A 7,506-nucleotide genomic window follows, 5' to 3' on the forward strand; every position below is an offset into this window, starting at 1 on the left:
ATATGCACGGGATCGCACCGTCCAGACATCCGTTACGTCGATTCGTGCAGGTCATCGCCGCGCTCGCGGTTTCGGCGGCGCTCGCGCTCGGGATGCCGGCCGTCGGGACGCCCCTGGCCGCGTCGGCAGACACCGGTGACTTCACATTCACCTCCTTCGAGGCCGACTACTACCTCTCCCGTGACGACGCCGGGCACTCCACCCTGCGCACGGTCGAGACGTTCGTGGCGCAGTTCCCGAACTTCGACCAGAACCGAGGCATGGTGCGCCTCCTCCCCAACGACTACAACGGGGTGCCGCTGAACACCACCGTCGAATCGGTCACCGACGCCACCGGAGCCCCCGTCTACTTCGAGACGTATGACCAGGGCTCCGTCACCGAGATGCCGATCGGCACCGATGAGTTCGTGCGCGGCCAGCAGACCTACACGATCACCTACACGCAGCAGAACGTGGTGCGCGCGTTCGCCGACACCGACGACGACGAGCTCTACTGGGACACCAACGGCACCGGGTTCGACCAGTCGTTCGGCTCCGTCACCGCGCGCGTGCACGTCGACCCGAGCGTCGCCGAGTTCCTCACCGGCGACACCGCCTGCTATTCCGGGGCCCAGGACGACGGCGCCTGGTGCGAGATCAGCCAGACCACGGATGCCGCAGTGCCCGGATCCACGGGCCAGCTGTTCACCTCGTCCGTGCAGGGTCTCGGTCCGCGGCAGAACCTGACCGTGGCCATCGGCTTTGCACCCGGCACCTTCGTGTCGGTGCCGGCCTCGGCCAGCTACAGTGCGAGCGATTCGGACAACGGCGGGGGAGAACCGGCGACCGGGCTGCTGTTCCTGGTGGCGGCTGTCGGCTTTCTCGGGGTCGTGCTCGCCTTCATCCGTCGCCGACTCGGCCAGCGCGACGCCCGCGGCCGAGGCACCATCATCGCCCAGTACAGCGTGCCGAAGGGTTACAACCTGCTGGAGGCGGGGGACCTTGCGAATCGGTCGAAGACGGCTATCGCCGCGCAGATTGTGAGCCTGGCGGTGCGCGGCACGGTGCGCATCCTCGACTATCCGGTCAGCGCCGGCGGCGGCGACTACACGCTGCAGCTGCTGACCGTGGAAGGCGTGGACGCTCAGGAGCGAAAGCTGCTGGAGACGCTGTTCCCCCGCCTGACGATCGGAGCGACGCGGGAACTGGGGGTCGCCGACAGCACACTCGCCGCCAAACTGAGCGCGTTCCTCCCCGCCGCGACAGCGTCGGTCATCGAGCGCGGCTGGCGGGCCAAGGTGACCGGCCGCGGCGGCAGGTGGATCGCCATCGGAATGGCCGTCGTGCTGCTGCCGGCCCTGGCCGTCCTCGGTGCGGTGGCGCTGATCGACGGCTCCCCGAAGTTCGGCGAGGTGATGACGGTCGCCGTCATCGCAGCGCTGTTCCTCTACCTGGCCCTCTACCTCGCCCAGGGCACGGTGCAGCTCACCGATTCCGGGGCCGATCAGCGCGACTACCTCAAGGGACTGAAGGTCTATCTAGAGCTCGCCGAAGAGGAGCGTTTCCGCATGCTGCAGAGCCCGGACGGCGCGCTGCGGGCCACGATGCCTGCCATGCCGGGTGTCGCTTCGGGGGCGCTGCCGAGCCCGGTGACGGATGCCGCCGAAACACCCGACACCGTCGAACTGGTCAAGCTCTATGAGGAGCTGCTCCCCTTCGCGGTGCTCTGGGGCGTCGAACGGGACTGGGCGAAGGAGCTCGTCGTGCTCTACGAGCACGGGGCGCCGGCGCCGGGCTGGATCGTGTCGCAGGGAGGCTTCACCGCGAGCGGCTTCGGCGTCGCCATGAACGGTTGGGTCGCTTCGGTCCTCACCTCTGCCACGGTTCCCGTCAGCTCCAGCAGCGGCGGCGGATACTCCGGCGGCGGAGGAAGTTTCTCCGGCGGCTCCGGCGGCTCCGGGTTCTCCGGCGGTGGCGGTGGCGGAGGCGGTGGCGGCGGCCGTTGACGACTGCCGGGTGTGCAGCCGTCAACGCATCCGTGGTCCGTCGTGCCGGCGCGGGTGCCGCGCCGCTTCGCTGGTGGCATGCCATCCGCAGAGCGGCGCACCTCCCGCCCGTCGAGCAGAGTGGAACGGGAAAGGGCGACGGATGCCCCGCGCCGCTTACGCGGCGTCGCTCGGCACGCGCAGGGTGAGGCTACCGGCATCCACCCAGGTCTTGAAGGCCACGGCGGTGCCGAACCCGTCGCCGTCGAGTTCGATCTCTTCCGGACGGTTGAGCCGCAGCACGAGCTTCGTGCCGGTGGCGTAGTTGAGCGCGTCGACATCATTGGTGCGCAGTTTGCGGCCCAATACCGTTCGGCTGAGCACGCCGTTCTCCCACAGCACCTTAGACAGAATTTGCAGCCAGCCGCCGAAGCCCTCCGGCTTCAGTACGACCACGTCGAAGAGTCCGTCGTCGAGGGCGGCGTCGGGAATCAACTCGATGCTAGCCGGAAGCGACCCGCAGTTGCCGACCATGATGGTGTGCGCGCGCATCGCCTGCTCGGGCTTCGCGTTGAGCCGGTACCGGAACCGGAGATCGCTGTCGTCCTTGCCGACGGCGATCATGGCTTTCACGTAGGCCAGCCAGCCGGCCTTCGCCTTGAGGTCGTCGTCGGTGTTCGCGAGCATCTTGGCATCGAGGCCGAGCCCGGCCATCACCAGGTAGGCGTGCCGGTCGACCGACCGGTCGGCCCGCTCGATGTCGATCAGGCACACGTCGATCACCTTGTCCTGGCCGGCGAACGCGGCTTGCAGGGCCAGCCCGGTGTCGGCGAGGGGCAGCTGCAGGTTGCGGGCGAGCAGGTTGCCGGTGCCCGACGGCAGCAGCGCCAGTGCGCACTCCGTGCCGTGGACGGCTTCCGCGACGGCGCGCACGGTGCCGTCGCCGCCTGCCACGATGATCATGGTGGCCCCGGCTTCGATCGCCTTCCGGGCCGGTCCCTGCCCCGGGTCCTCAGCTGACGTCTCGAACCACAGCGTCTCCGGCCAGCCGGCGGCCGATTGCTGGGCCTCGACGGCGTCCCGGAGCTCGTCGACGTCAACCTTTATGGGGTTGTAGACGACCGCGGCGAGCCGGGGTGCGCTCACGTCATCGGTTAGGTCGTCGTGGTGCAGATCGGTGCTCGTCATGTGGGGTCCGTTCGATGGTGGAAGCTGGTGCCTTCCGTCAATGGGTTCTCACTCATCTAGACGGATGCCGCTGCCCATTTGTCACGCGACCCCGCAGTCGGGCGCCCCTTCCCAGGTGCAGACCCACTCCTTATGCTGGCACCACTTCGCTCGAAAATCACGTTCCTCTCGTTCGCTTCAGGGTGGGAAGACTCTCCTGAACCCCGGCCGAATCTGCCGGGACGCTTTCGGGGGTCCCGCGGCGCGGGTAGTGTCACCAACGGTTCTGCCCAGCCGGCCACGCCAGAGCCGGTTGCTGCCGGGCCGATCGCTGCCGCACCGCTCTCTGCCGCACCACTCTCTGCCGCACCGCTCTCCGCGGAGCCGGCTGACGGCATCCGGAACCGTCAATGAACGAAAGGGTCAATTCAATGCCCCCCGCGACACAAACACAGAATGTCACCGATGCGCGCACCATGGCTCGGCGAACGGGCACCCTCCTCGGAGGGATGCCCTATTTGAGGTTCGGCACGGGCTCGCCGCTGGTGGCCATCCCGGGCCTCACCCAGAACTTTGAACCGACCATCGGCGTCGAGCGCATGCTTGTGACCCGGATGCTGGCTCCGGTGGCGGCCCGGCATCGCGTGCTCAGGCTGACCCCGCGCCCGGGCCTCGACCCGAACGCCAGCATGGCCGACATCGCCCGGGACTACGCCGACGCTCTGCGCCTGGAGTTTCCGGGGCCCATCGACGTGATCGGCACGTCGACCGGCGGGAGCATCGCCCTGCAACTCGCCGCCGACCATCCCGATGTGGTGCAGCGTCTCGTCGTGGTCTGCGCGGCCTACACCCTGGGGCCAAACGGCAAGAAGGTGCAGCGTCGGGTCGCTGAAGAGGTTCTTGCCGGGCGCCCGCGGCAGGCCAGCCGGGAGATGTTTAGTGTCCTCGGCGACAAGCCCCCGAGTCGGCTGGCAGCCGGCATGGGCTGGATGCTCGGACCCCGCACGTTCGGCAAGGCCAGCCCCGACCTGATCACCACCATTCGCGCCGAAGACGCCTTCAACCTGCGCGACCGGCTCGGCGAGATCGAAGCGCCCGCCCTGCTGATCGGTGGTGACCGGGACGGTTTCTACACGCCCGAGCTGTTCCGCGAGACGGTGGCGCGCATCCCCAACGCCCGCCTCATCCTCTACCCCGGCAAGGGGCACATGGCCGCGATCTCAGACCCACGCCTCCTGCCGGACATCCTCGAGTTCCTCGATGGCTCCGACGCGGGCGGCCGCGCTGGGGGTGCCCACTCCCCGAGTGCACGCTCTGCGGGCACTCGTCCGTCGACGCTGTAGCCGTCGCCATGCGGGGTCGTTGTTGACCCGGAACGTCGGTGAGACGACAGCTGTCCCTGGTTTCGCCCGGGACGATTACGAGGTGGCGCTGCGGACCAGCTTCGAAGCACGGGGGTGGTGCTCCTGCCGTGCCCGGAACCAGTTTAGGCCCGAGCTGGTCGGCTAAAGGATTGCTCTAGGTGAGTGCCGGGATGATCGCGCCAGAGAACACCTGCCAGGCCAGCGCGGTCTTGGCGACCAGGCTCAGCGTGATGTAGGCGCGCTCGCCGCGGAGGTAGTCGCGCCAGCCGCCGACCTGACGGTACTGCAGCACCTGGTTGACGGCGAACGTGTTGAAGAACAGGAAGAGGGAAATGATGATGCCGTAGACGAAGGCCGGCGGTGCGGCCTCGGTGTTCGAGCCGGGGGCGATGAAGTAGATCAGGATGACGACCCACGGCACCACGCCCACCATCGACCCGAAGATGAAGGGCAGGAACGTGCCGTTGCCGGGTGTCTCGTACTTCTCCTGCAGTGCCCCGAACATGATCATGGCGGCGTTGGCGGCGAAGATCGAGAACAGGGCCGCGATGTCGGTGATGCCGGTGATCTGGGCGATCAGCCAGATCATGATCGAGGAGCTCAGGGAATATTCGACCCAGCGGAAGTAGTTTCGGTTGGCTTTGAGCCCCGCCGCGTAGCGGGGGAAGAATTTCGGCGACGAGATCAGGAAATGGAAGAAGGCCGAGAGCGCCAGGAAGGAGACGACGCCGATGCCCACGTTGACGTCGAACAGGGTCACCCGCTCGGGCGGCAGCGGCACGCCGGGAGGAGCCGACAGATAGTCGGCGGTGACGGCAAAGGTGACCTGGGTGCTGAGCAGGGTGAGCACGTATGCGAAGCCCAGGACCTGCACGAGGTGCAGTGAGCCGGCCACGATGTTGTAGACGCGGAGGCGGGAAATTTTCTGATCGGGGGTGTAGTTCTTGCGTGCCATCGGGGCTCCTCCACAGGTCAGGTGAGGCCGAGACTAGCAGGGTCGCCGACTGCCGTTACCCAAGCGTCAGACCACGCCGAGCGGCAGGTGTTCCCCGGCCGGCAGCCGCACTTGAATCGGGTCCCCGGGAGCGACGCTTCCCCCGGTGACGACGATTCCCATGATCCCCGCCTTGCGGATCACCTGACCGGCATCATCCGTGTCGATCAGCGTCTTCATCAGCCCCTTCTGGTACCCGTTGATCAGTGAGCACGGGTTGCGCAGCCCGGTGATCTCCACGACCGCGTCGGTGCCGAGCCGCAGCCGGGCACCCCGCGGAAGGCCGGACAGATCCAGCCCGCGGGTCGTGATATTCTCGCCCAGCTCGCCGGGGGAGACCTCGAAGCCGGCCCCCCGCAGCTCGTCGAAGAGCTCGGCGGGCATGAAGTGCACCTGGGTGAGGTTCGCCCTGGTCGGATCCTTCACGATCAGGTAGCGGTGCTGCGTCGTGGCTCCGGCGTGAGCGTCGCCCTCCACCCCGAATCCCGCGATCAAACGGATGTCCGGGACCGTCGGCTTGCTGAACGCGTGCCGTTCGTCTCGGCTGACCGACTCCACCGTGGCCGTCACCGTTGCCGTCACTGTGGCCGTCACTGTGGCCGTCGCATCCTGCATCATGCCCCGAGTCTCGCATGGGGGCCGCCGAGAATTCACCCAGCCGATATAGCATTTCTGCGTCGCAAACGTAGGCTAGGTGGGTGTTCAGCGAGTCGAGTCGAGTCGAAAAAGGTCAGTCGTGAAAGTCATCAGCTATAACCTCCGCAAGAATCGTGCCAGTGGTGAGCTCATCGCCCTGGCCGAGAACTACGATCCCGACGTCCTGTGTCTGCAGGAATGCGACACCCTTGAGCTCCCCGAGGAGATCGGTCTCCTACACCTCGCCGACTCCACTGTGCGCAACCGACTCGGCCTGGCGATCTACTATCGCATGGACCGGTTCACCAACGAGCGCACCCAGACCTTCGCGCTCAAGAAGTCACTGCACGACCGCGTGCTGACCCCCGCGCATGAGCGCCTGATCGGCACCCGATTGACCGACCTCGCCGCCCACCGCGAAATCGTCGTCGCTTCGTTCCACGCCGCGCCGCTCACCGCGCTGAACTCTCTGCGGCGCAACCAGATCCGCACCGCGCACGAAGAACTGCACGTGCTCGGGCCGGGCCTGCCGACCCTGATGGTGGGCGACTACAACTACCCGATTTTCAAGGGGCGCCTCGGCGACCACATCACCCAGTCCGGCTACGACCTCACCCTGAGCGACACCCGAACGTACACGCGCTACAAGTTCTTCCGCGGGCATTTCGACCTGGCAACCTCCATCGGGCTGACCATCGACAGTGTCGAGACGCTGCCCCTCGGCACCTCCGACCACCTGCCCATCCTGGTCACGTCCACCTACAGCGACGAGTCGGTGAACGCCACGAATGCGCCGGCCAGCCTCGCCGAGACGGAGCGCGCTCCGGGCGGCGAATTCGCGATCTAAGGGGCGGGGCCTCGACTACTGAGCGTCGAGGGCGGGGCCCCGTCTACTGGGTGTCGCCGCGCGACCAGAGCAGGTGGGCACGCACCGACAGGGATCCGCCGATCAGGAGGGCCACGCCCGCCATCCAGAGCAGGACGGTGAGGAACGCGTTGGCCGTCACGGCGTTGAGAATGATCAGGGCCACCCCGAAGGCACTGAAACTGAACCCGGCGACGGCGCAGGTGGTGAAGGACCAGTTCTTCATGCGGGTGGTTCCAATCGGGTGGGGATTCGACAGCGTTTACGGTAGCAGGCCCGCGGGGCGCTCACCGCGCCCCGCCTGCCCAGAACTAGTGAGTCCGAATCGGTTGGTTGCATCGCTCCCGGATTGGCAGAGCTGACTGCACCGCGCGGACGCTGTTCAGCACGGGCGAGCGCCGGGTTCGGCGTCGAACCAATTCGACGGAGATTTTGGCTCTCCTGCTTCATCTGTGGGTGTTTCGGAGCGCCTTAACGGCCGCACGCCGCTTCCTGTCTAGGTTTCTGACTGTCTAG

Annotated in this window: 7 protein-coding genes; 3 read left to right on the forward strand and 4 right to left on the reverse strand. The window is 67.1% G+C overall.

Features of this window, described 5'->3' with window-relative positions:
- Nucleotides 1-2: 2 nt before the first annotated feature.
- The gene (locus E3O28_RS16595; RefSeq protein WP_194087721.1) at nucleotides 3-1,985 is read left to right on the forward strand and encodes a DUF2207 domain-containing protein; all 1,983 of its coding nucleotides are present in this window, start codon (nucleotides 3-5) and stop codon (nucleotides 1,983-1,985) included.
- 156 nt (nucleotides 1,986-2,141) lie between these two features.
- Here the strand turns inward: E3O28_RS16595 and E3O28_RS09480 are convergent, their stop codons facing one another.
- Nucleotides 2,142-3,152, reverse strand: coding sequence for a diacylglycerol kinase family protein (locus E3O28_RS09480; protein WP_134342831.1), 1,011 nt, complete (start codon nucleotides 3,150-3,152; stop codon nucleotides 2,142-2,144).
- A 488-nt stretch (nucleotides 3,153-3,640) separates the two neighbouring features.
- Between E3O28_RS09480 and E3O28_RS09485 the strand changes: the two genes are divergently transcribed.
- Complete coding sequence (locus E3O28_RS09485; RefSeq protein ID WP_166784785.1) at nucleotides 3,641-4,474, forward strand: alpha/beta hydrolase; 834 nt, start codon at nucleotides 3,641-3,643, stop codon at nucleotides 4,472-4,474.
- A 175-nt stretch (nucleotides 4,475-4,649) separates the two neighbouring features.
- Here the strand turns inward: E3O28_RS09485 and heR are convergent, their stop codons facing one another.
- Entirely contained in the window at nucleotides 4,650-5,450 is an 801-nt protein-coding gene (gene heR, locus E3O28_RS09490) for a heliorhodopsin HeR (RefSeq protein ID WP_104099288.1), read from the reverse strand.
- A 66-nt stretch (nucleotides 5,451-5,516) separates the two neighbouring features.
- Nucleotides 5,517-6,107 carry an MOSC domain-containing protein gene (locus E3O28_RS09495; protein ID WP_233191111.1) on the reverse strand — a complete coding sequence of 197 codons (591 nt, stop codon included), beginning with the start codon at nucleotides 6,105-6,107 and terminating at the stop codon, nucleotides 5,517-5,519.
- A gap of 118 nt (nucleotides 6,108-6,225) precedes the next feature.
- Here E3O28_RS09495 and E3O28_RS09500 point away from each other — a divergent pair, with 118 nt between their 5' ends.
- Entirely contained in the window at nucleotides 6,226-6,972 is a 747-nt protein-coding gene (locus tag E3O28_RS09500; protein ID WP_104099287.1) for an endonuclease/exonuclease/phosphatase family protein, read from the forward strand.
- A gap of 43 nt (nucleotides 6,973-7,015) precedes the next feature.
- Here E3O28_RS09500 and E3O28_RS09505 read toward each other — a convergent pair whose 3' ends face one another.
- Nucleotides 7,016-7,216 (reverse strand): hypothetical protein, encoded by a 201-nt coding sequence (locus E3O28_RS09505; RefSeq protein WP_134415742.1) that lies wholly within the window; start codon nucleotides 7,214-7,216, stop codon nucleotides 7,016-7,018.
- Between the last annotated feature and the right edge of the window lie 290 nt (nucleotides 7,217-7,506).

This window comes from Cryobacterium sp. TMT2-14 (assembly GCF_004402465.1).
Taxonomy (GTDB): domain Bacteria; phylum Actinomycetota; class Actinomycetes; order Actinomycetales; family Microbacteriaceae; genus Cryobacterium; species Cryobacterium sandaracinum.

Bases quoted from the DNA above. Each gene is read 5' to 3' on its own strand.
- E3O28_RS16595 (WP_194087721.1), top strand. From the start codon at position 3: ATGCACGGGATCGCACCGTCCAGACATCCGTTACGTCGATTCGTGCAG.
- E3O28_RS09505 (WP_134415742.1), bottom strand. From the start codon at position 7,216: ATGAAGAACTGGTCCTTCACCACCTGCGCCGTCGCCGGGTTCAGTTTC.
- E3O28_RS09485 (WP_166784785.1), top strand. From the start codon at position 3,641: ATGCCCTATTTGAGGTTCGGCACGGGCTCGCCGCTGGTGGCCATCCCG.
- E3O28_RS09480 (WP_134342831.1), bottom strand. From the start codon at position 3,152: ATGACGAGCACCGATCTGCACCACGACGACCTAACCGATGACGTGAGC.
- E3O28_RS09495 (WP_233191111.1), bottom strand. From the start codon at position 6,107: ATGATGCAGGATGCGACGGCCACAGTGACGGCCACAGTGACGGCAACG.
- heR (WP_104099288.1), bottom strand. From the start codon at position 5,450: ATGGCACGCAAGAACTACACCCCCGATCAGAAAATTTCCCGCCTCCGC.